The organism is Halosimplex yunnanense (genome assembly GCF_054504345.1).
This window is the reverse complement of the sequence record NZ_JBTJEL010000034.1, coordinates 232,898-255,983: the sequence shown is the minus strand read 5'-3', so window position 1 is coordinate 255,983 and position 23,086 is coordinate 232,898. Positions and strand designations below refer to the sequence as shown.

The window sequence follows — 23,086 nt, the reverse complement described above, 5'->3', positions numbered from 1 at the left end:
GTCCACTCAGTTCGACGAGTCGGGCAGAGTAACGGCCGCGGGTTCTGTCCACCGGCTTACCTCGCCGCTGGGGTGGTACGCCACGGCGACGGACCCGGCGTCGTGCGATCGGGCGAATCGCCTGACGATGGTCTCGTTCGCGAAGCCGTCGGGGGCGTCGACGTTCACCCGGTCGGTCATCCCGTCGCTCTGTAGCGATGCCCACCCGGCCAGCGCGAGGTCGACTTTCGGGTCCCCTGATCGCTCGCCAGTGTCAGTCACGACCGCGTCTCGCAGTCGCTCGTGCATCCCCGAGGGGACGACGTAGGCCGTCCCGTCGGGCGCCACCGAGACGTTCCCTGCCCGGATCCGACCCGGAGATAGCTCCGGGAACGGGACGGTCACGCTACTCCAGCGAGATGTTGGCGGTCTTCGTCTGCGTGTAGTGTTCGACGGCCTCCTGGGCGGTCTCCCGGCCCATCCCGGACTGCTTGTACCCGCCGAAGGGCTGGCCCGCCGGGAAGTCGTTGTAGGTGTTGACCCAGATGTTGCCGGCCTCGATGTCCCTGACCGCCTGGTGGGCTTTCGTCAGGTCCTCGGTGAGGACACCCGCCGCGAGCCCGTAGTCCACGTCGTTGGCCAGTTCGATCATCTCGTCGTAGTCGCTCCAGGTGAACACCTCCTGGACGGGCCCGAAGATCTCCTCCTGGACGGCCCTGTTGTCGTGGTCGATGTCGTCGATGAGCGTCGGCGCGACGAAACAGCCGTCGGAGAGGGCCTCGTCGTCGGGCTGGCTCCCGCCGGTGACGAACGCCGCGCCTGCTTCTTCGGCCTCCTGGATGTAGCTCATGGTCCGTTCGACCTGCTCGGCGGTCACCTTCGGCCCGAGGTCCGTCGACTCCAGTAGCGGGTCGTCCACGGTCAACTCCTCCGCCGCGGCCGCTAGCTCGTCGAGGAACTCGTCTTTCACGTCCTCGTGGACGAACAGCCGCGACCCGGCACAGCAGCACTCCCCGGTGTTGAAGAAGATGGCCGTGATGGTCGTCTCGACGGCCCGTTCGAGGTCCGCGTCGGGGAAGACGATCAGCGGACTCTTGCCGCCCAGTTCCAGCGTCAGGTCGGTGATGGTGTCCGCGGCGCTCTTCATCACTTCCCGGCCGACCTCGGTCGACCCAGTGAACGCGAGTTTCCGGACGTCCGGATGTTCGGAGAGGGGCGCGCCCGCCTCCGCGCCGAACCCGGTAACGACGTTGACCACGCCGTCCGGGATCACGTCCTCGGTGACCTCCATCAGTTTCAGGACGGACATCGGGGTCTCCTCGGCGGGTTTGAGCACGACCGTGTTGCCGGCCGCCAGCGCGGGCCCGAGCTTCCAGGCCGCCATCAGCAGCGGGAAGTTCCACGGGATGATCTGTCCGACGACGCCGTACGGCTCGCGGAGGGTCTGGACGTGCCTGCTGTCGTCGGTGTCGACGGTCACCCCCTCGTGGGCGCGGGCGATGCCGGCGAAGTACCGGAAGTGGTCGGCGACGAGGGCCATGTCGATGCGCGCCTCGGTGATGGGTTTGCCGTTGTCCAGGCTTTCGAGGCGTGCGAACTCCTCTTCGTGTTCCTCGACGGCGTCGGCGATGGATTCGAGCATCGCCTGCCGCTCGGCCGTCGACGTTTCGCTGTACCGCTCCTCGTAGGCCTCCCACGCGGCGGCGACGGCCCGGTCGATGTCCTCGGCGTTGCCGGCCTGCACCGCGGCGAGCGTCTCGCCGGTCGTCGGATCGGTCGTCTCGAACGTCTCTCCGGAGGCGCTCGGAACCCATTCGCCGCCGATGAACAGTTCCCGATGGTCCGGGAGTACTTCGTCCGCTGTCTGTTCGTGACGCTTCACGATCGCCGACTTCCGCTCCGCCGGATCTTGCGGCTCGCTATCTGTTGACATACAAATCTACTGTGAATGACGCCGGCTAAATCGATTCTTGTAGGTTAGATGCCATTACTGATCGAGTACCAGCAACGCGAGTGGTTCGCGCGCCGAGCGAGGTCGGCGAGTTCCAAGCGGCCGTCTACTTCGGGACCGATTCACACATCGGCCCCGCCGCTTTTCACCTGTCTCCGCGAAGCCGCGCTCATGCGACGCGACGACATCGCCGCCGCCCTCCGCGACGACCACGAGCGCGACGACTACCTGTTCCCCGACTACGACGGCTACTGCTTCGGCAACGTCGGCCCGACCGCGACGGACCTGTTCGGCGTCGACACCGGCAGGGCGCTTCCCGACGACGTGTTCGCCGGCGTCGACACCGATGTCTCTCACGTCGTCCTCCTGCTGGTCGACGGGTTCGGCCTCGACCGCTGGCGGGCTGACGCCGACCGCTACGCCTTCTTCGACGCGCTCGACACCCGCGGGGCGGTCACGCCGCTGACCTCGGTGTACCCCTCCGAGACGGGGTCGGCCATCCCGACGATACACACCGGGCGTACACCGGCTGAACACGGGATGCTTGGCTGGGACTGGTACGACCCGGAAGTCGGCGCGGTCGTCCAGGGACTGCCGTTCACCCACCGAGACGGCACGTCTGCCGCCGATGTGATAGAGCCCGCGGAGCTGTTTACCGGCGATCCGGTCTACGACGCGCTCGTATCCGACGGTGTCGATGCGCACGCCGTCCAGCCTGAATCCATCAGCGGCAGCCCGTCGTCCGACGCGATGCTCGGCGCCGCCACGGACCACAGCGCTACCAATGCCGCCGAGATGGCACTGACCGTCCGCCGGACGCTCGAATCGGCCGATAGGCCGACGCTCTGTTACGCGTACTTCGGGAAAGCCGACGCCCTCGCCCACTACGAGGGAACCGAGTCGGCCGGCCACCGAGCACAACTCGGCGCCGTCGCAGACGCCGTCCAGCGCCAGCTCGTCGCGGGTCTGGATCCGGAGACGGCCGCCGAGACGCTCCTCCTCGTGACCGCCGACCACGGCCTCGTCGACACCGAACCGCACAGCTACGTCGACGTCTGCGCCGTCGACGGCGTCGCCGACGCGCTGCAGACCGATCCCGACGGTGAGACGGTGCCACCGGTCGGGAGCCGCCGGTCGACACATCTCCACCTCGAAGACGGTGCAGCCGACCGCGTGGCCGCCGCGCTCGACGAGGAACTCGACGCGTTCGTGACGACCGGCCACGAGGCGCTGGCCGACGGGCTGTTCGGGCCGAATCCCTGTGAGCGGGCGCGCCGCCGCGCGGGCGACGTAATCGTCACCCACCGCGAGCGGACGGTCTGGTACGACGACGGGGAGGACCGCGGCTACGTCGGCAACCACGGCGGTCTCCACCCTGAGGAGATGCTCGTCCCCTTCGCCGCTGCGAGGGTCTCGACGCTCCAGTGACGACCGCTGTTCGCGGTGAGGCCCGCTTCCCATGATCATCTGACTCATCGACCACAACGTACACCACCGACGGCCGCGACGACAACACCATGTCACCGACAGTCCACGCGCTGCGCAACGAGATCCGCGTCTCGGTCGGCCGGTTCGAGCGCGAGGTGTCGAGTTCGTTCACGAAGGAAGCGCTCGCAGCCATCTGCGACGCCGTCGACGCCGACGTCGACACGAGTAGTCAACCGTCGAAACCGGCGATGCGGGCGGCGATCCGCGCGGCCGTCGCCGGACTCGACGGCGAGAGCGAGGACAGCGCCGACAGCTTCAGAAAGGCGGACCTGCAGGCGATAGCCGAAGCGCTCAGAGACGGAACCGAAGACGCGTAGCTCAGAACTCGCGGACCATCACCAGCGCGTCCTCGCCGTTGGCGTAGTAACCCGGGAGCGTGCTGCGGTGGACGAAGCCGAACCCGCGGTACAGCTCCATCGCGGTGTCGTTGGACTCCCGGACTTCGAGCTTCACGGCGCCGACGTTCTGGGCGGCGAGCGCGGTCAGCGCGCGCTGGAGCAGGCGCCGACCGATCCCCTCGCTGCGGCGCTCCTCGGCGACGGCGATGTCCTTGACGTGGCCCAGCCCCTCGCCGTGGTTGGGTACCACGTCCGCGACGACGTAGCCGACGACGCGGCCGTCGTCGCCGACCGTCGCCGTCTCCCGGGAGTCTTCCTCGTCGCGGACCTGCGCGACGAGAAAGCCCGGCTCGCCGAGGAAACGCTCGAACGCCGAGAACGGCCACGGCTGGGGGAACGCCTCCTGTTCGATGTGAAAGACCGCGAGCAGGTCGGCGCGCTCGGCCTCGCGGATCCGAACGTCCGGGTCCGCGGACTCGTCCGGTGCGACGGTAGTCACTGTCGCCGGGTAGGAAGCCACCGTACAAATGTCTACTGCCCGGCCCCGTCGGGACCGGAGCGACGCGAACGGCGGCCGTCGCCAGTGTCCCGCTTCGGTCCACAAAATTCTTAACTCGGCCGGTCACACGTCCCGATGCACCCCAGATGGGTGCCACTCCACCCTCCCCACCCCACTCTCTTCCGTGCGGATTCCCGGTCGCTCGTGACTCAGGCCTCGACAGCGACCGCGCCGCCGTCCGACTCCTGCGGTGTAGCCCGACCGTCGGTCTCGACAGCGCCGCCGCTCGGGACTGGTGAAAAAACGGAGAAGGTGTCGCGTCAGTCGTCGGCGGGCGCGCCGGAGCCCTCAGACTCGTACTGCTGTTTGACGTGGGTGAGTTTCCCACCGTCGGCGAGGATCTCGCGCTCGCGCTCGGAGGCGTCGAGGTACGCCGAGGCCTCCCAGTCGTCGTTGACGCGGATGGTGAACTCCTCTTTGCCGGAGCGGACCGCCTCGGAGACGTCGTCGACGATCTCGACGTCGTCGCCCTGCTCGATGTCCGCGTAGGTGTCCTCGTCGATCGTCAGCGGCACGATGCCGAAGTTGAAGAGGTTCGCCTTGTGGATGCGGGCGAAGCTCTGGGCGAGGACGGCGTCGATACCGAGGTACATCGGGCACAGCGCCGCGTGCTCGCGGGAGGAACCCTGACCGTAGTTCTCGCCGGCGAGCAGGACGCCGCCGTCACTCTCGAGCGCGCGCTCGGGGAACGTCTCGTCGACGCGGGTGAGCGTGAACTCGGAGAGCTTCGGGATGTTCGACCGGTACATCAGCACGTCGGCGTTGGCCGGGCTGATGTGGTCGGTCGTGATGTTGTCCGGCATCTTCAGGAGGATCTCGCCCTCCAGGTCGGCCGGGAGCGGGTCCTTCAGCGGCACGTCGCCGATGTTCGGGCCCTTGATGAGCTCGTCGTCGACGGCCTCGTCGGGCGTGATGAGGTCGGAGTTGCTCACGCCGACGTAGTTGTCGGCGAGTTCGAAGCCGGGGTCCTCCAGGTCGCCGGTCTCGTCGGCCAGATCGCGCGGGTCGACGATCTCGCCCTTGAGGGCGGCCGCGGTGGCGACCTCCGGCGAGCAGAGGTACACCGAGTCGTCCTCGATGCCGGAGCGACCCTCGAAGTTGCGGTTGAAGGTACGCAGCGAGACCGAGTCCGAGGCGGGCACGTGGCCGTTCCCGATACACGCGCCGCAGGTCGCCTCGGAGAAGTTGACGCCGGCGGCCATCATCTCGGCCGTCCAGCCCTCGCGGGCGAGCATCTCGGAGGCCTGCTTGGAGCCGGGCGCGACGATCATCTCGGTCGTCTTGTTGATCTCGCGGCCCTCGAGCATCTTCGCCGCGGGCAGGATGTCCTCGTAGGCGCCGTTCGTACAGGAGCCGATCATGACCTGGTCGACGTCCGTGCCGGCGACCTCGCGGACGGGCACGACGTTGTCGGGCATCGACGGCTCGGCGATGAGCGGTTCGAGCTCCGACAGGTCGACCGTGATCTCGTCGTGGTACTCGGCGTCCTCGTCGGGTTCGACCTGCTCGTAGTCCTCGGGGCGGCCGACCGCTTCGAGGTACTCCTCGGTCTTCTCGTCGGTCGGGAAGATCGAGGAGGTGGCACCGAGCTCAGTGCCCATGTTGGTGATGGTCGTCCGCTCGGGCACCGAGAGGCTCTCGACGCCGGGGCCGGTGTACTCGAAGATCTTGCCGACGCCGCCCTTCACCGAGAGGCGACGCAGCAGCTCGAGGATGACGTCCTTGGCGGTGGCCCACTCGGGGAGCTCACCCTCCAGACGGACGTTGACGACCTCGGGCATGTCGATGTAGTAGGCGCCCCCGCCCATCGCGACGGCGACGTCGAGGCCGCCGGCGCCGATAGCGAGTTCGCCCATGCCGCCGGGGGTCGGCGTGTGGGAGTCCGAACCGAGCATCGTCTTGCCCGGCGCGGCGAAGTTCTCCTTGTGGACGTTGTGGCAGATGCCGTTGCCCGGGCGCGAGAAGTGCGCGCCGAACTTACCCGCCGCCGAACGGAGGAAGCGGTGGTCGTCCGTGTTCTTGAAGTCGAACTGGTAGGTCTGGTGGTCGCAGTACTGCGCGGCGACCTCGGTCTGGACGTCGTCCAGATCGAGCGCCTCGAACTGCAGCCATACGAGCGTACCGGTGGTGTCCTGCGTGAGGACCTGGTCGATCTCGATCCCGATCTCCTCGCCGGGTTCGAGTTCGCCCTCGACGAGGTGGTCGTCGAGAATCTTTTCCGTGAGTGTCTGTCCCATAACGTCCGACAATGGCAGACGCGCGGATATAAAACCCGCGAGTTTCCGCGAGTGTTGTCAGTTGCCACCCCGCCGCCGTCTTGCGATCGGGTTACTGACAGCAGAGTTTCAATTCAGGAGGGGCGTGATCGCGTTCGGCTTCGACGAACGCCGTCATTCAGTTCGACAATCCACAGAACACGCGAGACGGCGGTCGTCGAGGGCCTGTACACGCGCGAAGGGCTTTACTCCGGCTGCCGGGAGAGCGAAACGGCTTTGCTCGGGTCGGTGCCATCACCGGTATGTTCGAGAGCGGGCAGTTCGTCGCGGACGTCCTCGGCGGCGTGGACGACGACCAGATCCAGCCCAACGGCGTCGACCTGCGCCTCGGCGCGGTCTACGAGCAGGTCGAACCCGGCCGTATCGGGACCGACGGCAAGACCGTCGGCGAGCGTCGCGAGCGCGACCCCGACGACGGCGTCTACGCCCTCGACTCGGGCGGCTACGTCGTCGAGTACGCCGATACCGTCCGGATCCCCGACGGGCACGTCGGCTTCCTCTACCCGCGGTCGTCGCTGCTGCGCAACTCCTGCATGCTCGACACGGCCGTCTGGGACGCCGGCTACGAGGGCCGCGGAGAGGGGCTGCTGGAAGTCTACCACCCCATCGAGATCGAACGGGGCGCCCGGATCGCACAGCTCGTCCTCGCCGATGCCGAGCACGCCGACACGTACGACGGGTCCTACCAGCGCGAAGGGCTGGAGTGAGCGCGGTCGCACCGTCGAAGGCGATGAGGCGCGGACGAGCGACATCGACGCGGACGGGCGACCCCGACGCGGACGAGCGGCCGTGTCACGGATGATTGTCAACTATGCGAACAGGTTGCACGAAGTCGTAAGATTAATCGAGACTGTGGGTGAACGTAGGGACGGTGTTGGGGGGAGCCCGGCCGGACCGTGCCTCTGACATCCAACACCGGAACGCCTCCAACACCGGTCTATCGGGGGGGATTTCCCCGATTTTCTGCAATCTCGACGCCGAACCGAAACCCGTCGAGCGGAAGCGCCGTGGAGCGACCGCAAAAAACCCCCGCGAGCCGGCACGCGTGAACGCGGCCAGTCGACCGACGGGACGGGGAAGTTCTTTCAGAGCGTGAAACCGCACTCGCGGTTCTATATACCGTTCCGGTGACGTAGGGAGTATGCCAGCAAACGAGGATCTGTACGTGCTCGCTCCCGGGGAGGGCGACGCGGAGATCGAAGGGTGGGTGAGTCCCCGACCGATTACTGAGGCCATCGGAACGGCGGTGGCCGACGCGACCGACCTCGACGTCGACGACGTCGACGACGCCGAAGCGTACGTCGACCTCGATCAGATCGAGACGCTCCTCGAGAGCGACGACGACGACGCGTCGCTGACGTTCGGCGTCGAGGGCCACGACGTCACCATCGACGGCGGCGGCCACGTCTCGGTCGACGCCGCCGAGTGAGGACGCGCCGACTCCGAGTGGGTGGGGCCAGTGCGGGCAGTCCGACCGCGGCCGCGCGGGACAGGACTAACAGCCCGGGGACCCATCTCTCGGTATGACCCGACTGGCGCTCATCGCTCACGACGACGAGAAGCCCGAGATGATAGACCTCGCGGAGAGCTACGAGTCGCTGCTGTCGACGTTCGACCTCGTGGGGACGGGCACGACGGGCAAGCGCGTCGCCGAGGAGACCGGCCTCGACGTCGAGTGCAAGGAGTCCGGGCCGATCGGCGGCGACGCCCAGATCGCCGCCGAGGTCGCCGAGGACCGCCTCGACGGTATCATTTTCCTGCGTGACCCGCTGACCGCCCAGCCCCACGAACCGGACATCAGCGCGCTCCTGCGGATCTGCGACGTCCACGACACGCCGCTGGCGACGACCCGAACGAGCGCGGAGTACGTCCTCGACGGGCTCGCCGCCGACGCCGACCGGATGGAATGAGCTACGAAGACGCAGACCGTTCCCGGACCGTGCCCCTCGGCCGCCTCGCCGCCGTAAAGCGTGCTGACGAAGGCGGTACGGGCCGAGAGAGTATGAAGACAGGAACGGAGGGCGGTCCGGGCAGGACCGCGAGCGAGAGCGGGAACGGGGCAGTGGAGGGCCGACAGCGGGCAGGGGTGGGAAGGCGTCCTGTCCTACGAACCCCCCTCTTAAACCCCTTGGCGAGGCTCAAAGAGCGATTGTAGTTACCGCCGTCGGTGCGTTGGCAGGCGAAACCGGCGGTCGGCGGCCGCCCGAGGACAACACATAACCGGCGGCCGCACTTCGGGTGCGGACATGAGCGACTCATCGCTACGCGCGCCCGCCGAAACGGCGATCAGACAGTGCATGGACCTGCAGGCCGGCGAGTCGTGCGTGATCGTCACCGACGACAAACGACAGGCCATCGGCGAAGCCCTGTACGGCGTCGCCAGCGAGATCACCGACGACGCCGCCATCGTCCGCTACCCTCCGGGCGACCAGCACGGCGAGGAGCCGCCCGAACCCGTCGCCGCCGCGATGGCCGGCGCCGACGTGGTGCTCGCGCCGACCACCAAGAGCCTCACGCACACGCAGGCCCGCACGGACGCCAACGAGGCCGGTGCCCGCGTCGCGACCCTCCCGGGTATCACCGACGGCGTCTTCCTGATGGGACTGGACGCCGACTACGAGTCCATCGCCGCCGAGTCCGAGCGCCTCCTCGAGCAGGTCGAAGACGCCGAAGAGATCCGCGTGACGACCGAACTGGGCACCGACATCACCTTCGAACCCGGCGACCGCGAGTGGGAACTCGACACCGGCATCGTCCACGAGCCCGGCCAGATGTCGAACCTCCCCGCCGGGGAGATCTTCCACAGCCCCGAGGACGCCAACGGTCGCTTCGTCGTCGACGGGACGATGATGCCCCACGGACAGCTCGAAGACGGCCAGACCCTCGAGTTCGAGGTCGAGGACGGCTACGTGACCGACATCTCCGACGACGCCGTCCGCGCCGACGTCGAGGAGGCCGCCGAGGACGTCGGCGACGCCGCCTACAACCTCGCGGAACTCGGCATCGGGACCAACCTCGCCGTCGAGGAACTGGTCGGCTCGGTCCTGCTCGACGAGAAGGCCGCGGGCACCGTCCACATCGCCATCGGCGACGACCACGGCATCGGCGGGGATACCCACGCGCCGATCCACCTCGACGGGATCATCACCGAGCCGACGGTGTACGCCGACGGGGAAGCGATCGACCTGCCGAGCGCGAACTGACCGGTCAGACCCGTTCTGCGATCCGATCCGCGCTTTCGTCGTCGTCCGGCAGGAGCCACTCCGGCCGGGCGAAGAGGACGGCGGCGACGGCGAACCAGGGGACGACGCCGATCAGTCCCACGGGCGTCGGACCGAACACCTGATTCGGGACGGCGGTCGCGAACAGCGTCGCCAGCCCGGCGCTGCCGTTTATCATCGCGTGGCCGACGACGGCGGGGAAGACGCTCCCGCTCCGGAGGGTGACCCAGCCGAGGAACACGCCGAGGCCGACCGTCGCGACGGCCATCGCGAGCAGGCCGAGCCACGGCGCGCCCGCGTAGTCCGTGCCGTAGTTGTACCCCATCGCGATGACCGGCCAGTGCCAGATACCCCAGACGGCGCCGTGGGCGAGCAGCGCTCGCCGCCAGCCCAGCGGCGCGAGTTTCGGCAGGAGGTACGCCCGCCAGCCGAACTCCTCGCCGAAGGTCGCGAGGCTGTTGAGCAGCGGCGCGGCGACCGCCGCCTGGACGATCTGGATCCCGAGGAACGCCGTCGGCGAGAGAGGGATCTCCTGGCCGGTCTCGGCCTCGAGAGTCGCCAGCAGGTCCGCGACCGCTTCCAGTCCACCGAACCGACCGGGGAAGACGAGGAAGTAGAGGCCAGCGCCCGCGAAAATGAGGACGAGCGGGCCGAGCCACCCGACGACCCACGGAAGCGGACGCGTCCGGACGCACAGGAGCATCGCTTCCCGGTCGAATCCCTCGCCGGTGAGCCAGCGGGCGGCGACGTGGCCGATCGCCGGTCCCCACATGTACGGTCCCGCGAGCAGGAGGAGCCACAGCGGGATCCCAGGGCCGAGCGTCGGTCCGGCGCCGATGCCTCCCAGCGCGTAGATGACGGCGGCCGTCGCCCACGAGACGGCGAACGCGGCCCCCAGGAAGATCGCGAGCCGGCGGCGTTCCAGTCCGCCCCCGCTGCCGGCCGACTCGACCGTGGAACCGGCCGGCCGCCCCAGATCAGAGTCCATCGACCGAGAGTACGCCGCCCGGCTACGTGAATATTCACCACCGTTCGATCCAGGGCCCGGAGTCGGCCCCGGTCGCGGCAGTTCCCGGCGACCGCCACGGGCCTCAACCGGGTGACTCCGTCGCGATCGGCGCTCGCCCGGAGTCGGAAGACGGGCGAGCGTCCGCGAGCCGGGGCGACTCAGCGGACTTTTACGCGCTCGCCGGCAACGTGTGGACATGACCGAAACCACGGAGCGGGCCGCCGTCGCCTGTCCGTCGTGTTCGCCGGACCTCGAGACGGTCCACGAAGTGCTCACGACGGGAGGCGGTCACGCCACGATCCGCTGTACGGAGTGCGGCCACACCCACAAGGCCCAGCTCGAATCGGAGACCGAGTTCGAGCGGGAAGTCGTCGTCTCGCAGGGCGGGGAGTCGTTCACCGCCACGGCCGACGTGCCCGAGGGCGAACAGCTCGCCGTCGGCGAGGAGTTCCTCCTCGACACCGAGGAAGCGATCATGACCGTCCGGATCACCAGCCTCGAACTCGACGGCGACGAGCGCGTCGAGGAGGCCGACGCCGAGGAGGTCCGCACCATCTGGACCCGCGCGGTCGGCAACGTCTCCGTCAACCTGACGCTGCACCCGAGCGACGGCCGCCACGACGAGACGCGCTCGCTGACCGTGCAGGTCCCCGGCGACTACGAGTTCGAAGTGGGCGAAGCGGACGAACTCGGCGGCGAGGAGTTCACCGTCGAGGGGATCCACATCCGCGACGACGCCCACGGCTACCACCAGGAGAAGCTGGACTTCGACGGCGACAGCGCCTTCGCGAAGGACATCAACCGGTTGTACGCGCGTGACGAGTCCTCGTCGGCCTGGTCCGCGTGGTAGCATGGACCCCGAGGCCGCCCGCCAGCGGCTAGTCGAAGACCTCGCTGACCGCGGCCGCGTCGACGACGAGCGCGTCCTCGACGCGATGGCCGCCGTCCCCCGCCACGAGTTCGTCCCCGACGGCCGCCGCGAGAGCGCCTACCGCGACAAGCCCCTTCCTATCGGCGAAGGACAGACTATCAGCGCCCCGCACATGGTCGCTATCATGGCCGACCTGCTCGATCTGCGGCCGGGCGACGCGGTGCTGGAGGTCGGGACCGGCTGCGGTTACCACGCCGCGGTCACCGCCGAACTCGTCGGCCCCGAACACGTCTACTCCGTCGAGTACCACGACACCCTCGCCGAGCAGGCCCGCGAGCGCCTGGTACGACTGGGATACGAGGACGTGTCAGTTTGCGCCGGCGACGGCAAAGAAGGCTGGTCCGAGCACGCGCCCTACGACCGGGCGTATCTGACCTGCGCCGCACCGTCGCTCCCCGACCACGTGGTCGAGCAGGTCCGCCCCGGCGGGTACGTGCTCGCCCCGGTCGGCCGTGGTCGCCAGACGCTCGTCCGCGCTCGCCGGCGTGCCGACGGTTCCCTCGACCGCGAGGACCACGGCGCCGTCCGCTTCGTCGAGTTGCAGTGAGCGGCCACTTCTGACGCCCGGACGGGCCGGGGGCGACCCCCCGCAAGCCGCGCCATTCATTACCGTCGAGGGCGGACGGAAACCCATGGACTCAGCGGTGTTGCGCGACGACATGGTCGACAGCCTTGAACACGAGAGCAAGGGCTGTCTCCGGAGCGACCGGCTGTCCGTCGCGATGCGGGAAGTCCCCCGGGAGGCGTTCGTCGCCGAGGACCACGGCGCCTACGCGGATCGCCCGTTCGAGCGCCTCGGCACGCGCGTCCTCGCACCGAGCACCGTCGCGCGCCTCCTCGAAGCGCTCGACGTGCGCGAGGGTGACTCCGTCCTCGTCGTCGGCGCGGGCGTCGGCTACACCGCCGCCGTCGTCGCCGAACTCGCCGGCGAGCGCAACGTCCACGCCGTCGACATCGCCCGCCGGCTCGTCGTCGAAGCGCGGGGGAACCTCGCGGAGGCCGGCTACGACGGGGTCCTCGTCGACCGGCGCAACGGCGCCGACGGCCTCGCCGAGTACGCCCCGTACGACCGCATCCTGCTCGAAGCCGCGGCCGTCAGTCCGCCCTCGGCGCTGGTCGACCAGCTGGCCGAGGACGGGCGACTGGTCATGCCCCACGGCGCCGGCGACCAGAGCCTCGTCGTCGTCGAGGACGGCGAGATCGCAGAACAGCTCGGCGGCGTGGCCTTCCAGCCGATGCTCGTCGAGGGCGAGCAGGCCGATACGGTCGAGCGCAACCGGACCCGCCGCGAGGACCGCGAGTTCGCACGGCGCAACGCCGAGGGCCGTACCGGCTGGGAGCAGGAGTGGATCGACTGGGACGACGCGCCCCGCCGCTGACCGGCGAGCGCGGCCGCGATCGGTCGGCCGACTCAGGTCCTGCTCGGGCCTACTTCTTCACGACGAGCACCTCCGTGTTCCCGCGGTCGTCGGCGTACTGTCCGCCCGCAGGCGGTTTCACCTCGAACTGTATCGTCCCTTCGTCCTGATTCGGCCCCAGTGAGGGCGAGACCGACAACGTCGCTGTCCCGTCGGCGTTCGTCCGCGCGGTCGTCACCGAATCCAGCGTCGCGGTGCCGCCCGAGGCGACCACCGTCGCGTTGGCGACCCGGTCGCCCTGCGGCCCGACCACCTCGACCGAGAGGTCGATCGCACTCTCACCGATGACCTCCGGCGTCGGCCTGACGTCCAGTTCCGTGACGCCGAGGGTCTGGATCCCCCCGAGCGTGTTCATCATCACGCTCAGGCTGGCGACGCCGACGACCAGCGCGATGACGAGTCTGATCGGCAGTCCTTCGATAGCGCGTTCGTCTCCCGTGAGCGCTCGTGGCTCCATGGGCGGCCCTGGTCCCGGCACCACTCATAAACGCTCGTGCGAGGGTTTACCGGCGAGTAGGCGGCGACCTATTCGTTTGACGATTGGGGGTGATGACGGAGGTCGGGCCGAACGGAAAGCTACGAATACCCCGACGCAGTCGCTTCGGGCGGACAGATGTTCGAGGATTTCGCGGCGCGCGTGCGACCGCTCGCGCTGGTCGGCGTCGGCGGGTTCGCCGGCGCCGCGGCCAGACACCTCGTCGCGCTCGCGCTCCCCGGTGCCGTCCCCTGGGGGACGCTAGCGGCCAACGCCCTGGGGAGTTTCCTCCTCGGCGTCGTGCTGTACGAGCGGCGCTTCGGTGGCGCGCTGAGCGCGGAGACGCGGCTGATCGTCGGGACCGGGTTCCTGTCGTCGTTCACGACCTACAGCACGTTCGCGGCGGAGACAGCGGGACTCGCCGGCGGACAGGCGCCGGTGCTGGCTGTGGCGAACGTCGCGGCGAACTACGGACTCGGCTTCGCGGGCGTCCTCTGCGGGCGTCGGGTCGCGAGGTGGCTGTCGTGACGCCGGTCGTCCTCGTCGGACTGGGCGGCGTCGCGGGTGCGCTGGCCCGGTACCTGCTCGGCGAACGGATCGACGCATGGACGATCGACACGCTCGCGGTGAACGTGCTCGGCAGCCTCGCGCTTGGAGCGGTGCTTTCGGCGCCCGTTGGAGAATCGATCGCGCTCGCAGCCGGGACCGGATTCTGCGGCGCGTTCACGACTTTCTCGACGTTCGCGTTCGAGACGGTCCGGCGCTACGAAGATGGCGAACGCCGCCGCGCGATTGCGAACGCGCTCGTCAATCTCGGCGGCGCGCTCGTCGCGGTGTGGCTCGGTGGCGTGCTCGTCGGTGCAGTATGGTGATCAGTCCGGTCTGGATCAGGAGTGAGTTGCTCCGGAGATCTCAGCCCGTCACTCGCTGAGTGCGTAGAAGGTGCCGTCCTGACTGCCGATGTAGACGCGGCCGCCGGCGACGACGGGGGCGGCTTTATCGATGTTGTTCCCCGTCTCGAAGGTCCATTCCTCGTCGCCCGTCTCGGCGTCGACGGCGTAGACGAAGCCGTCGCGGCTGCCGACGTAGACGGTGCCGTCGGCGACGACGGGGGACGCGGTCACGCCGTCGCTCGGCTGGGTAAACCGCCAGCGCTCGACGCCGTCTCTCGTGTCGACCGCGTAGAGCGTGCCGTCGCGGGTCCCGGCGAACACCTGCTCGTCGGTGACTGCAGGCGTGCTCGCGATCCCGGAACCGAGGGGCGTCTCCCAGTCGGTGCCACCCCGGATGTTGATCTGCGAGAGCGTCCCGTCCTCGCAAGTGGCGTAGAGGCGGCGGTCGCGGTAGGCGACGCCGTTGACGCTCCCGCCGAGGGTCTTCTGCCACTCGATGTTGCCGCCAGCCGTGATCGCGTAGAGGTCGTGGTCGGCGCTCGGCGCGTAGATCATCCCGTCGCCGACCGCCGGCGAGGCCGTGATGGCGCCGTGGGTGTCCTGGTTCCACTCCCGGGTGCTGTCGAGGCCGTCGAAGTTGTACACGCGACTGCCGGTCGACCCGACGTAGACGTCCCTGTCGACGACGACTGGCGGGGTGAAGTCCTCCGTCGAGGTGAGGTCGATATCGAGATACACCGACCCGTCGGTGGGTTTGAGCACGTAGAGGACGCCTTCGGTCGTGCCGACGTAGACGAACCCGTTGCCGACCGCGGCAGCGCTGGTGACCGGCGCAGCGACGTCTTTCGACCACTTCGTCTCCCCGGTGACGGGGTCGAGCGCGTGGAACGACCCGTCGGAGTCCCCCGCGCCTCCGGCGCCGACGTACAGCGTCCCCTCGGCCAGCACCGCCGTCGCGTTGATCTGGTCCTGATCGAACGACCGTTTCCAGTCGACCGATACGTCGTCGTGAGGCGCGCGTGCGTCGGGGTGGTGGCCCCAGTGGCCGCCGTTGCGCATGAACGTGGGCCACGACGCGAACGACTCCGCCCCCGGCGTCGCCGTCGGCGTGTCCGTCGGTTCGGCGGTCGGTGTCTCAGTCGGCGTGTCCGTCGGCGTCGCTGTCGGCGTCGCCGTCGGCGTCGCCGTCGACGTGTCCGTCGGCGTGGCCGTTTCCGTCGGTTCGTCCCCCGGCGTCGCCGTCCCGTCGTCGGAACCGCACCCGCTCAGACCGACAGCCGCCGCGCTCAGCGCTGCCGCCAGGAACTGACGACGACTCGTCCGCTTCCGTGTCATAGGCGACGTATCGGTGAACTGGTTCATATGTTCTGGGGTTCGTCCGGATCGCTCGCGATCGGCGTCGACCGCCCGCCGGCTCCGGGATCGCCCGAAGTAGTGTGCAAAGGTTTCGCATACCAATAGACCTATATGCTGATGTGGTATACCATAGCATGTATGGCGTCCGCACCGAGCACCGACGACATGTTCGACGAGTTTCTGACCGATCGTGGGCACGATGTCGAGTCGACGGGCTGGGAAGAGAGTTATAACAAAAAGCAGTGCCCCGACTGCGGGGGACTCCACGATTCGGCCGCGACAACGTGCTCGGTATGCGGCTGGGAGCCGGCCTGACGCGACGATAGAGCGGTAAACGAGCAGTCATTTTTTGGAGGGCGATCGTCCCGCCAGCAGCCGCTGTATCGCTTCGAGACGGGGGTGGCCGCGAGACTGGCCACAAAACGGAGTTGGCTACGAGGCGTGGCGCTGGCGAGCGCGTCGACAGGTGACACTACTGAGGTGTCGGTTTCGTCCCCGGACACGCTGGAGAAAGGGGGAACGTTGGGGGGAATAGGGGGAAGTCCACCGGAAAGCGGGCAACGGAGGCCGGGAGGGGGAACCCGGCGGGTCGGGGGACCCGTTCGTTCCCGACTGCGTCGGGGGGATGACGCGTTTGGGGGGAAGCGTCGGGAACGACCTCCGGCAACGCGCTCGTGCCGGCGAGGACCGCGTGCGAGCCCGGAGACCCCGGCCGGTCCGCGGGGGAGCGTCGAACGACGTCACGACGCTGTCCGGTGCTCCCTCCGCGAACCGGTGAACCCACACCCCACCACTGGCACACACGGATGCACACGGTGCGATCGGGGTCCGTCGGGCCCGCACTTGGTCCGCACTCGATGCTACTGGGGGCAGTCCTATAATGGGATAGGCGCGTTTTCTGAGGCTGAAAGAGCCGACCCTCGAAAGGCATATGTAAGAGGTCGAGAGATCACACCGGTAGTGGACGAAGAACGGGCTATCGAGGAGATACTCGACACCATCGGTGACGAACACGCCCGCCGTGTGCTCGCCGCGATCAGTCGCGAGCCCCAGTCGGCGAAGGATCTCAGCGAAGAGTGCGACCTGTCGCTCCCGACGGTCTACCGCCGCATCGAGATGCTCAGCCAGTACGATCTCGTGAAAGACCAGACCCTCGTGGCCGACGACGGCAACCACTACAAGGTCTACGAGTCGAACTTCGAGTCGACCGTCATCTCCCTCGAGGACGACGAGTACAAGGTGCGTATCTACCGCGAGGAGAACCTCCCCGACCGATTCAGCCAGCTCTGGGACGACCTCAACCCGGAGTGAGAGACGGGCGAACGGCGACGAGCGGGCGACGACGAGTGGGTGACGAGCGTGGCGGTGGGTCCACGCTCCCCCCAGTCGCGGCCGATCCGTTCGACGGCGAGTGAGCCGTGCGTCCGACGGCCTGCGAACAGTGTCAACTGTCCGAACTCCGGGACGGCGTCCGGGCTGGACCGGCGAAACTATATGGGAGACCGTGCTGTCGGACAGACGACGCGAACAATGGTAGACGTCGTCGCGGTGATGCGGGGGATACTGGCGCTGATGCGGATGGCGGTGTTCGGGCTCTCGCTCGGGATCACGCTCATCAGTTTCCAGGCGTATCGACAGCGGCCGACGGAGCGACTGCAGTACGCGTTCATGGGCTTCGCGTTCATCAGCATGGGCGTCGCGAGCACGGTGATCGCGCAGGTCGGCGCCCGCGAAGCGGCCGAGACGGTCCGGCTGTTCTTCCGGATGACCGAGGCCGTCCCCTTCATCATCGGCTTCACGATGCTGTACGTCTCGCTGTACCGCGATTGAACGGGCGCCCCAGACCGCTTCTCGCTACGGTACTTCCCACAGGTGTGACCCGTCTACGTCCGCCCTCGGGCCGGCCTCGCTAGCTCGATCGCCGCGGACGCCGGCCTGCGGGGGCCGAACGCTCGTCGTCGTCAACCCACGTCGTTTATGCGTGTGTAGCCCCTTTCGTGGGCCAATGACTGAAGCGTCCACCCAGGTGACGCGCCTGTTTGGTGGTCCCGGGAGCGGGAAGACGACGGCACTGCTCGACAGGGTCGAGACCCTGCTGGAAGAGAACGACGACGTGGAGTTCCGCGACGTGCTGGTGGTTTCGTACACGCGTGCGGCCGCTGCGGAGATCCGCGAGCGCCTCGCCGAGCGACTGGGGGAGTCGCCGCGGGCGCTCAAGGGCAACGTCTGCACGATGCACGCGAAGGCCTACGAGCTGCTCAACCTCTCGCGCGGTGACGTCGTCGGCGAGTCCGACAAGGAGGACTTCTGCGACGAGTTCGGCATCGAGTACGAGGACGAGTACGAGGGCTCGCGCCGTCGGTCCGCCCGCTCGACGACCATCGGCAACAAGATCATCGCGACCAGCCAGTGGCTCCAGCGGACCCGCCGCGACGTGGCCGACTGGTACGACGTCCCGTTCAAGTGGGACGACGAGGTCGTCCGGCTCCCGCCGGAGATCGACGAGAACGCCCAGACCGGCAACAAGTACACGCCGACCTGGCCGAGCGACGACGACCGGATCAGCGTCCCTGAGACCATCCGCGCGTGGCGCGAGTACAAGGGCGAAAACGACGTGGTCGGCTTCGCCGACATGCTCGAGCGCGTCGCCCAGCGGTCGCTGCTCCCCAGCGTCGACTACCTCGTCATCGACGAGTTCCAGGACATCACGACCCTCCAGTACGACGTCTATCAGGAGTGGCGCCCCCACATGGAGACGGTCCTCATCGCGGGCGACGACGACCAGGTCGTCTACGCCTGGCAGGGCGCCGACCCCGACCTCCTGCTGGAGGAGGACGTCACCGACGACAACATCCTGCCCAACTCCTACCGACTGCCCTCCCGGATCCTCAACGTCGTCAACCGCGAGGTCAGCCACATCGAGAAGCGCCAGGAGAAAGACCTCAATCCGCGCAAGGAGGGCGGCCGCGTCGAGGGCGTCCAGAACCCTTCGATGATCGACCTCGTCAGGAACGTCCGGCGGACCATCGAGCAGGACGAGGAAGGGACGGCGATGATCCTCTTCCGCGCTCGCTACCAGATGTTCCAGTTCATCGACGAGTTCATCGACGAGGGCATCCCCTTCACCTGCCTGACCGACCAGCGGATGTGGACCGACCGGCTCACCCAGTACGTCAAGGCCATCGAGTCGCTCGACGAGGACGAGTCGGTCACGGGCCTGCAGGCCCGCCGGCTGGCCGACATGCTCGCCGACTCGGCGTTCGGGTCCGGCGAGCGCGACGACCTGTTCGACGAGCTCGACGAGATGGAGGAGGCGGCGGACGTCGAGGACCTGGAAGAGCTGTCGGTCGAACCCGAGACGATCCGCGACTTCGCGCCGTTCGTCCCGGACCCGCGAGCGGCCGCGGACATGCTCCGGAAGGTCACGAGCTTCCAGGAGCGCAGCGTCGAGGCGTACTTCAGCGGCGAGTACACGGGCATGGAGACCGACCGCGTCCGCGTCGGCACCATCCACAGCGCGAAGGGTCGCGAGGCCGACCACGTCTTCGTCGCGACCGACCTCACGGAGAAGGTCGTCGAGCAGATGGCCGCGACCGTCGACCAGTCCGACCGCGAGGTGCCCGGCGACGAGGAGTTCACCAAGCACACCTCGCCGGTCCCCACCCTCACCGACAACGAACGCCGCGTGTTCTACGTCGGGATGTCCCGGGCCCGCGAGCGCTTGATCATCATGGAGAACCTCGTCGACGGCGCGCCGACGCTGCCCATCGACGTGTTGCTGAACAACGAGCCGACCGGCGACTCCATCGACGACGTCATCGCGAACGCTCAGGAACTCGACGACGCCGTCGCCGCGGACTGAGACCTCCGTCCCGTCGGTTTCCGCCGGCACTCCGCTGACCCGCACCTTCTTTGCAGTGTGTGACCTACCCACGCAGTTAGAGCGACAGTGCCCGAGGAGTGTGGTATCTGCGGCGAGACGGTCCCGTTCGCCGAGACTGTCCACCTGATCGTCAACACGCAGAGCGACGCCGGGACCTTCGACCGCTACGTCTGCCGTTCGTGTTACGAGGCGGAACTCGAACCGCTCGTCGAGTGACCGGGCGACGGGTACCCGCGGAGTTCACTCGGCGATCGCGATCGCGCTCCGGGTGCGTGGCCTGCGCCAGCAAGGCAGAGGTACAGGTCACGTACCGGCGTACGCGGAGACGCAATGGCAGACACCAGCATCACAGACGCCGACGAAGGGAAGAAAGTAGTCGACAGCGGCGGCGAGGAGATCGGTCGCGTCGTCGAAGTCCGCGGCGGGCAGGCGCACATCGAGCCGGATCCGGGCGTCTCGGACACGGTGATGTCGAAGCTCGGGTGGGGCAGTCGCAGCGAAGACAGCTTCCCGCTCGACGAGAGCGACATCGAATCGGTCACAGACGACGAGATACGGCTCGGATCGCTCTGAACAGGCTCCGTTGTCCGCCGTCTTCGCCGGATACGGGAGGCGGGGTGCCGTCGATACGGTTCAGGAGCGCGTGACGACCCAGATCGCGGCGAGGCCGCCCAGCAGGACGGCGAAGACGTAGCTCGCCAGCCGATAGACGATGGCGATCGAGAGGCCGGTCGCGAACGAGAAGCCGGCGAGGGTGCCGAGGAGTCCCGCGAGCGCGGCTTCGACGCCGGCGAGGCCGCCGGGCGAGGGGGTCAGCCCGGCGAGCGTGCTCGCGGGAACGATGAAGAACACGAGGAACAGCGATATCTCCCGGCCGACGGCGAGGACAGCGAAGTACAGCGGGAGCGCGAAGAACAGCCAGCCGACGTAGGAGTAGACCAGCGCGTGGGCGAGCGCTCGCGGGTCGGCGGCGATGCGCTCGAACGCCTCGTTGAGCTCGCGCAGGCGCTCGCGGATTCCTTCGACGCTGACGAAGCGGGTGCGACTGGCGACCGGGGCGACTACGCGGAGCGCGAAGCGACCGACGCGCCGGCGCGAGCGCCAGCCCAGCACCGCCACGACGGGCGCGCCGACGGCGAACACCGCGAGGATGCCCGCGACACCCTGTACTCGACCGGAGAGCGTCGTCTGTACGAAGAGGACGATCGTCCCGATGGCGGCGAACGTGAAGAAGGGGAGGAGGTTCAGCAGGTCGGCCGTGACGACCGACGCCAGCGAGTCCTCGTAGCTGGCCTCCGTGTCCCGCGAGAGGACGTAGGCGATGAACGGCTCGCCGCCGGCCTGCCCGAGCGGCGTGACGTAGTTGGCGAACGTCGCCGCGTAGTAGGTGACGACCAGATCGCGGAAGGGGACGTCGTAGCCGACGACGCGGAGGACGACCTGCCAGGCCTTCGCCCACGCCACGAGGCCGACGGCGGTCGAGAGACAGCCGGCGGCGAGCCACCGGGGGTCCGCGCGGGCGAGTTCGCGCTGGATCTTCTCCAGCCCGATACCGTAGGCGAGCAGGGCGAGGACGACGAGCGCGACCGCGAACCCGCCGAGGATCTTCAGCGCCGTCCGGCGGTCGGCAAGGTCGGTGAACCCCTCGGACTCGGGCACGATTACTCGATGTACCCCAGGTCCGAGAGGCGGTCTTTCGCCTCCTCGCCCATGTCGTCGAGGACGTCCTCGTCGGTGACGTCGGCCCACTCGCCGTCCATCTCCGACTCGAAGGTCACCAGCGCCTCCTCGGTGGCGGCGATGACGTCGTCCTCGTCACCGGCCACGTCCTCCAGTTCGTCGGGGTCGGTGTCGATCCGATAGGCCTCGTCGGGGATGCGCTCGTTGCGGATGAACTTCCCGTCGGTCCGCCGGGCGGCGCGCATCCGCGAGTAGAACCGGGAGTCGGCGTCGAGTTCGATCCCCGCCGCCTCGGCCTTGCTCTCGAGCTGGTTCAGCTCGACGATGGGGCGGTGGTAGTCGACGAACGCGTAGTCGTCCAGTTCGCCGTCGTCGTGGGCCGAGAAGCGGGACTCGGCGCCGGTCGGTCCGTCGACGCTCGCGAACTCGCGGTAGTCGGCCCGCAGGAGCGACCGCGCGGTGTCGAAGGGCTCGCCGCCCGCGGCCGCGCTCACGCCCGCGTGGTCGAGGACGGTGTGGTAGAGGTCCTGCAACTCGACGGTGGTCTCCTCGTCGCGCTCGGCGTCGAGGTCGGGGTGTTTCACCATGAGCGGGACGTTCACGAGCGGGTCGTAGATGCCGAACTCGTGGCCGTAGAGGTCGTGTTCGCCGTGGAGTTCGCCGTGGTCGGCACAGACGACGACGAGGGTGTCCTCCCAGCGGCCGGTCTCCTTGAGCCAGTCGAACAGGCGCCCGAGGTGGTGGTCGATGTGGGCGATCTCGGCGTCGTAGAGCCCCTCGATGGCCTCCCACTCGCCGTCGTCGATGTCGCGGGCGCCGGAGTTGTACTCCTTGGAGTTCTGGCAGACCTCCGTCGAGTCGACGCCGGGGGCGAACTCCTCGGCGAACTCGTCGGGCGGGTGGTACGGCAGGTGGGCGTCCATCAGGTTGACGAACGTGAACCACTCGTCGCCGTCGGCCTCGCTCTCCTCGACGAAGTCCCGGACGCGGTCGACGATGGCGGGCGTCTTGGAGTCGCCGCCGCCGCCCTCGGCGAAGTACTCGTGGGCGGTGTTACCGAGTTCGACGAGCCTGTCGGCGAGACTCCGGAGGGTGTCGTTGTCGTTCATCGTCTTCCAGGCCTTCGAGAGCGGGCCCGAGAGGAACTCACCGGGCATGACCTGGAAGAAGTTGTCCTGGTCGTCGAACCCGTCGGTGAGGTTGGTGTAGGGCGTGATCCAGGCGTTCGAGGAGTAGCAGGCCGTGGCGTACCCGGCGGCGTTGAGGGATTCGGCGAGCGTGGTCGCGCCCTCTAGATAGGGGTTCTCCTGGGTTGCACCGTGCTGGGTGGGGTACAGGCCGGTGAACAGCGAGGCGTGGACGGGGAGGGTCCAGGGCGCCGGCGCGACGGCGTGCTCGAAGACCCGCGCGTCGTCGGCGAACGCCTCCAGATTGGGCGTCGTCGGCCGGTCGTAGCCGTACACCGAGAGGTGGCTCTTCCGGACCGTGTCCGTGACGACGAAGAGGACGTTCCCCGGACCGTCTGTCTCGCTCATAGAGAGAGAACCGCCACGCACGGAATTAAAGTCCGTGATTCCGTCATCGATGGTGTCGATCTGTGCTTGCGTCGGCCGTCAACGACACCGTTCC

Annotated in this window: 26 protein-coding genes; 17 read left to right on the top strand and 9 right to left on the bottom strand. The window is 68.2% G+C overall.

From position 1 onward, the window contains the following. Nucleotides 1–6: 6 nt before the first annotated feature. On the bottom strand, nucleotides 7–384 hold the full coding sequence (locus tag AB2U09_RS12635; RefSeq protein ID WP_459193080.1) for a hypothetical protein: 378 nt from the start codon (nucleotides 382–384) through the stop codon (nucleotides 7–9). Between the two features lies 1 nt (nucleotide 385). Next, the gene (locus tag AB2U09_RS12630; RefSeq protein ID WP_459193079.1) at nucleotides 386–1,912 is read right to left on the bottom strand and encodes an aldehyde dehydrogenase family protein; all 1,527 of its coding nucleotides are present in this window, start codon (nucleotides 1,910–1,912) and stop codon (nucleotides 386–388) included. A gap of 189 nt (nucleotides 1,913–2,101) precedes the next feature. On the opposite strand from AB2U09_RS12630, the gene AB2U09_RS12625 reads away from it, so the two are divergent. Together AB2U09_RS12625 and AB2U09_RS12620 are read left to right on the top strand one after the other, a co-directional pair. Further along, nucleotides 2,102–3,358 carry an alkaline phosphatase family protein gene (locus AB2U09_RS12625; protein WP_459193078.1) on the top strand — a complete coding sequence of 419 codons (1,257 nt, stop codon included), beginning with the start codon at nucleotides 2,102–2,104 and terminating at the stop codon, nucleotides 3,356–3,358. Between the two features lie 89 nt (nucleotides 3,359–3,447). Continuing rightward, the gene (locus AB2U09_RS12620) at nucleotides 3,448–3,735 is read left to right on the top strand and encodes a hypothetical protein (protein ID WP_459193077.1); all 288 of its coding nucleotides are present in this window, start codon (nucleotides 3,448–3,450) and stop codon (nucleotides 3,733–3,735) included. Nucleotide 3,736: 1 nt separating this feature from the next. Here AB2U09_RS12620 and rimI read toward each other — a convergent pair whose 3' ends face one another. Then, nucleotides 3,737–4,255 carry a ribosomal protein S18-alanine N-acetyltransferase gene (rimI, locus tag AB2U09_RS12615; RefSeq protein ID WP_459193076.1) on the bottom strand — a complete coding sequence of 173 codons (519 nt, stop codon included), beginning with the start codon at nucleotides 4,253–4,255 and terminating at the stop codon, nucleotides 3,737–3,739. Nucleotides 4,256–4,575: 320 nt separating this feature from the next. After that, nucleotides 4,576–6,552 (bottom strand): aconitate hydratase, encoded by a 1,977-nt coding sequence (locus AB2U09_RS12610; protein WP_459193075.1) that lies wholly within the window; start codon nucleotides 6,550–6,552, stop codon nucleotides 4,576–4,578. Between the two features lie 281 nt (nucleotides 6,553–6,833). Between AB2U09_RS12610 and AB2U09_RS12605 the strand changes: the two genes are divergently transcribed. The 4 genes from AB2U09_RS12605 to AB2U09_RS12590 all read left to right on the top strand — a co-directional run bounded on the left by AB2U09_RS12605 (nucleotide 6,834) and on the right by AB2U09_RS12590 (nucleotide 9,794). Further along, nucleotides 6,834–7,298, top strand: coding sequence for a deoxyuridine 5'-triphosphate nucleotidohydrolase (locus tag AB2U09_RS12605; RefSeq protein ID WP_459193074.1), 465 nt, complete (start codon nucleotides 6,834–6,836; stop codon nucleotides 7,296–7,298). A gap of 434 nt (nucleotides 7,299–7,732) precedes the next feature. Beyond that, nucleotides 7,733–8,020 carry a HalOD1 output domain-containing protein gene (locus AB2U09_RS12600; RefSeq protein ID WP_459193073.1) on the top strand — a complete coding sequence of 96 codons (288 nt, stop codon included), beginning with the start codon at nucleotides 7,733–7,735 and terminating at the stop codon, nucleotides 8,018–8,020. A gap of 94 nt (nucleotides 8,021–8,114) precedes the next feature. Next, nucleotides 8,115–8,501, top strand: coding sequence for a methylglyoxal synthase (locus AB2U09_RS12595; protein ID WP_459193072.1), 387 nt, complete (start codon nucleotides 8,115–8,117; stop codon nucleotides 8,499–8,501). A 336-nt stretch (nucleotides 8,502–8,837) separates the two neighbouring features. Next, nucleotides 8,838–9,794 carry an aminopeptidase gene (locus tag AB2U09_RS12590; RefSeq protein WP_459193071.1) on the top strand — a complete coding sequence of 319 codons (957 nt, stop codon included), beginning with the start codon at nucleotides 8,838–8,840 and terminating at the stop codon, nucleotides 9,792–9,794. 4 nt (nucleotides 9,795–9,798) lie between these two features. Here AB2U09_RS12590 and AB2U09_RS12585 read toward each other — a convergent pair whose 3' ends face one another. Continuing rightward, a complete protein-coding gene (locus tag AB2U09_RS12585; protein ID WP_459193070.1) occupies nucleotides 9,799–10,800 on the bottom strand; it encodes a CPBP family intramembrane glutamic endopeptidase in 1,002 nt (333 codons plus the stop codon). Between the two features lie 217 nt (nucleotides 10,801–11,017). On the opposite strand from AB2U09_RS12585, the gene AB2U09_RS12580 reads away from it, so the two are divergent. From AB2U09_RS12580 to AB2U09_RS12570, 3 genes are all read left to right on the top strand, one after another. Further along, nucleotides 11,018–11,671, top strand: coding sequence for an HVO_0476 family zinc finger protein (locus tag AB2U09_RS12580; protein WP_459193069.1), 654 nt, complete (start codon nucleotides 11,018–11,020; stop codon nucleotides 11,669–11,671). Between the two features lies 1 nt (nucleotide 11,672). Beyond that, entirely contained in the window at nucleotides 11,673–12,299 is a 627-nt protein-coding gene (locus AB2U09_RS12575; RefSeq protein ID WP_459193068.1) for a protein-L-isoaspartate(D-aspartate) O-methyltransferase, read from the top strand. Between the two features lie 85 nt (nucleotides 12,300–12,384). Then, entirely contained in the window at nucleotides 12,385–13,131 is a 747-nt protein-coding gene (locus AB2U09_RS12570; RefSeq protein WP_459193067.1) for a protein-L-isoaspartate O-methyltransferase family protein, read from the top strand. Between the two features lie 49 nt (nucleotides 13,132–13,180). Here AB2U09_RS12570 and AB2U09_RS12565 read toward each other — a convergent pair whose 3' ends face one another. Next, on the bottom strand, nucleotides 13,181–13,627 hold the full coding sequence (locus tag AB2U09_RS12565) for a DUF7382 domain-containing protein (RefSeq protein ID WP_459193066.1): 447 nt from the start codon (nucleotides 13,625–13,627) through the stop codon (nucleotides 13,181–13,183). 156 nt (nucleotides 13,628–13,783) lie between these two features. On the opposite strand from AB2U09_RS12565, the gene AB2U09_RS12560 reads away from it, so the two are divergent. Both AB2U09_RS12560 and crcB read left to right on the top strand, forming a co-directional pair. Further along, on the top strand, nucleotides 13,784–14,173 hold the full coding sequence (locus tag AB2U09_RS12560; RefSeq protein ID WP_459193065.1) for a fluoride efflux transporter FluC: 390 nt from the start codon (nucleotides 13,784–13,786) through the stop codon (nucleotides 14,171–14,173). Then, complete coding sequence (gene crcB, locus AB2U09_RS12555) at nucleotides 14,161–14,517, top strand: fluoride efflux transporter CrcB (RefSeq protein ID WP_459193064.1); 357 nt, start codon at nucleotides 14,161–14,163, stop codon at nucleotides 14,515–14,517. The genes AB2U09_RS12560 and crcB overlap by 13 nt, the downstream gene beginning before the upstream one ends. Nucleotides 14,518–14,565: 48 nt before the next feature. On the opposite strand, the gene AB2U09_RS12550 is transcribed toward crcB, so the two are convergent. Continuing rightward, nucleotides 14,566–15,873 (bottom strand): outer membrane protein assembly factor BamB family protein, encoded by a 1,308-nt coding sequence (locus AB2U09_RS12550; RefSeq protein ID WP_459193063.1) that lies wholly within the window; start codon nucleotides 15,871–15,873, stop codon nucleotides 14,566–14,568. Between the two features lie 159 nt (nucleotides 15,874–16,032). Between AB2U09_RS12550 and AB2U09_RS12545 the strand changes: the two genes are divergently transcribed. From AB2U09_RS12545 to AB2U09_RS12520, 6 genes are all read left to right on the top strand, one after another. Further along, nucleotides 16,033–16,209 (top strand): HVO_0416 family zinc finger protein, encoded by a 177-nt coding sequence (locus AB2U09_RS12545; protein WP_459193062.1) that lies wholly within the window; start codon nucleotides 16,033–16,035, stop codon nucleotides 16,207–16,209. Nucleotides 16,210–16,854: 645 nt separating this feature from the next. Beyond that, nucleotides 16,855–17,205: a winged helix-turn-helix domain-containing protein gene (locus tag AB2U09_RS12540; protein WP_274322473.1), complete on the top strand. Its 351-nt coding sequence runs from the start codon at nucleotides 16,855–16,857 to the stop codon at nucleotides 17,203–17,205. Nucleotides 17,206–17,424: 219 nt separating this feature from the next. After that, nucleotides 17,425–17,724 (top strand): DUF7521 family protein, encoded by a 300-nt coding sequence (locus AB2U09_RS12535; RefSeq protein ID WP_459193061.1) that lies wholly within the window; start codon nucleotides 17,425–17,427, stop codon nucleotides 17,722–17,724. Between the two features lie 175 nt (nucleotides 17,725–17,899). Further along, nucleotides 17,900–19,756 carry a UvrD-helicase domain-containing protein gene (locus AB2U09_RS12530; protein WP_459193060.1) on the top strand — a complete coding sequence of 619 codons (1,857 nt, stop codon included), beginning with the start codon at nucleotides 17,900–17,902 and terminating at the stop codon, nucleotides 19,754–19,756. Nucleotides 19,757–19,843: 87 nt separating this feature from the next. Next, nucleotides 19,844–19,993 (top strand): hypothetical protein, encoded by a 150-nt coding sequence (locus AB2U09_RS12525; protein ID WP_459193059.1) that lies wholly within the window; start codon nucleotides 19,844–19,846, stop codon nucleotides 19,991–19,993. Between the two features lie 114 nt (nucleotides 19,994–20,107). Continuing rightward, nucleotides 20,108–20,350 (top strand): DUF8593 domain-containing protein, encoded by a 243-nt coding sequence (locus tag AB2U09_RS12520; RefSeq protein ID WP_459193058.1) that lies wholly within the window; start codon nucleotides 20,108–20,110, stop codon nucleotides 20,348–20,350. A gap of 60 nt (nucleotides 20,351–20,410) precedes the next feature. Here the strand turns inward: AB2U09_RS12520 and AB2U09_RS12515 are convergent, their stop codons facing one another. Both AB2U09_RS12515 and AB2U09_RS12510 read right to left on the bottom strand, forming a co-directional pair. Further along, the gene (locus AB2U09_RS12515; protein ID WP_459193057.1) at nucleotides 20,411–21,436 is read right to left on the bottom strand and encodes a lysylphosphatidylglycerol synthase transmembrane domain-containing protein; all 1,026 of its coding nucleotides are present in this window, start codon (nucleotides 21,434–21,436) and stop codon (nucleotides 20,411–20,413) included. 2 nt (nucleotides 21,437–21,438) lie between these two features. Continuing rightward, entirely contained in the window at nucleotides 21,439–22,992 is a 1,554-nt protein-coding gene (locus tag AB2U09_RS12510) for a sulfatase (protein ID WP_459193056.1), read from the bottom strand. Nucleotides 22,993–23,086 lie beyond the last annotated feature (94 nt).

Bases quoted from the DNA above. Each gene is read 5' to 3' on its own strand.
- AB2U09_RS12585 (WP_459193070.1), bottom strand. From the start codon at position 10,800: ATGGACTCTGATCTGGGGCGGCCGGCCGGTTCCACGGTCGAGTCGGCC.
- AB2U09_RS12560 (WP_459193065.1), top strand. From the start codon at position 13,784: ATGTTCGAGGATTTCGCGGCGCGCGTGCGACCGCTCGCGCTGGTCGGC.
- AB2U09_RS12530 (WP_459193060.1), top strand. From the start codon at position 17,900: ATGACTGAAGCGTCCACCCAGGTGACGCGCCTGTTTGGTGGTCCCGGG.
- AB2U09_RS12570 (WP_459193067.1), top strand. From the start codon at position 12,385: ATGGACTCAGCGGTGTTGCGCGACGACATGGTCGACAGCCTTGAACAC.
- AB2U09_RS12545 (WP_459193062.1), top strand. From the start codon at position 16,033: ATGGCGTCCGCACCGAGCACCGACGACATGTTCGACGAGTTTCTGACC.
- AB2U09_RS12510 (WP_459193056.1), bottom strand. From the start codon at position 22,992: ATGAGCGAGACAGACGGTCCGGGGAACGTCCTCTTCGTCGTCACGGAC.
- AB2U09_RS12630 (WP_459193079.1), bottom strand. From the start codon at position 1,912: ATGTCAACAGATAGCGAGCCGCAAGATCCGGCGGAGCGGAAGTCGGCG.
- AB2U09_RS12620 (WP_459193077.1), top strand. From the start codon at position 3,448: ATGTCACCGACAGTCCACGCGCTGCGCAACGAGATCCGCGTCTCGGTC.
- AB2U09_RS12595 (WP_459193072.1), top strand. From the start codon at position 8,115: ATGACCCGACTGGCGCTCATCGCTCACGACGACGAGAAGCCCGAGATG.
- AB2U09_RS12610 (WP_459193075.1), bottom strand. From the start codon at position 6,552: ATGGGACAGACACTCACGGAAAAGATTCTCGACGACCACCTCGTCGAG.
- AB2U09_RS12625 (WP_459193078.1), top strand. From the start codon at position 2,102: ATGCGACGCGACGACATCGCCGCCGCCCTCCGCGACGACCACGAGCGC.
- AB2U09_RS12600 (WP_459193073.1), top strand. From the start codon at position 7,733: ATGCCAGCAAACGAGGATCTGTACGTGCTCGCTCCCGGGGAGGGCGAC.
- AB2U09_RS12535 (WP_459193061.1), top strand. From the start codon at position 17,425: ATGGTAGACGTCGTCGCGGTGATGCGGGGGATACTGGCGCTGATGCGG.
- AB2U09_RS12590 (WP_459193071.1), top strand. From the start codon at position 8,838: ATGAGCGACTCATCGCTACGCGCGCCCGCCGAAACGGCGATCAGACAG.
- AB2U09_RS12565 (WP_459193066.1), bottom strand. From the start codon at position 13,627: ATGGAGCCACGAGCGCTCACGGGAGACGAACGCGCTATCGAAGGACTG.
- AB2U09_RS12580 (WP_459193069.1), top strand. From the start codon at position 11,018: ATGACCGAAACCACGGAGCGGGCCGCCGTCGCCTGTCCGTCGTGTTCG.
- AB2U09_RS12605 (WP_459193074.1), top strand. From the start codon at position 6,834: ATGTTCGAGAGCGGGCAGTTCGTCGCGGACGTCCTCGGCGGCGTGGAC.
- AB2U09_RS12520 (WP_459193058.1), top strand. From the start codon at position 20,108: ATGGCAGACACCAGCATCACAGACGCCGACGAAGGGAAGAAAGTAGTC.
- AB2U09_RS12575 (WP_459193068.1), top strand. From the start codon at position 11,673: ATGGACCCCGAGGCCGCCCGCCAGCGGCTAGTCGAAGACCTCGCTGAC.
- AB2U09_RS12550 (WP_459193063.1), bottom strand. From the start codon at position 15,873: ATGACACGGAAGCGGACGAGTCGTCGTCAGTTCCTGGCGGCAGCGCTG.